Origin of the sequence: Streptomyces sp. SP17BM10 (assembly GCF_036322405.1) — a bacterium.
GTDB lineage: Bacteria > Actinomycetota > Actinomycetes > Streptomycetales > Streptomycetaceae > Kitasatospora.
In genome coordinates this window covers 1-317 of the sequence record NZ_JAQYXB010000405.1, presented here as the reverse complement: position 1 = coordinate 317, position 317 = coordinate 1, and the positions used below count along the sequence as shown (strand labels likewise).

The following is a 317-nucleotide window of genomic DNA, read 5'->3' as shown; positions in this document are numbered from 1 at the left end:
GTTTTTTTTTTTGTTGTGGGTCGGGTCGGGTGGGGCGGGGGTGGTGTGGTGCGTGGGGGGTGGTGTGTCTGTTTTTGGGGGGGGGGGGGTTGGTGTGGGGGGGGGGTGGGGTGTGGGGGGGTTGGTGGTTTTTTTTTGTGGGGGGGGGGGGGGGGGGTGGGGGGGTGGTGTGTGGGGTGGGTGGGGGTTGGGTTGGGGTTTTGTTGTTTTTGTGTGTGGGGGGGGGGGGGTGTTGGGGGGGGGGGGTGGTTTGGGTTTGTGTGGTGGGTTGTTTTTTTGGTGGTTTTTTTTTTTTTTGGTTTGGGGGGGGGGCCCCC

The 317-nt window shown here is 63.1% G+C and carries 1 protein-coding gene; it reads left to right on the top strand.

Annotated elements, in window-relative coordinates; genetic code table 11:
• Positions 1-112 precede the first annotated feature (112 nt).
• Positions 113-317, top strand: a 205-nt coding sequence (locus tag PUR71_RS41045; protein ID WP_329924785.1) for a hypothetical protein, incomplete at its 3' end; no start/stop codon positions are given.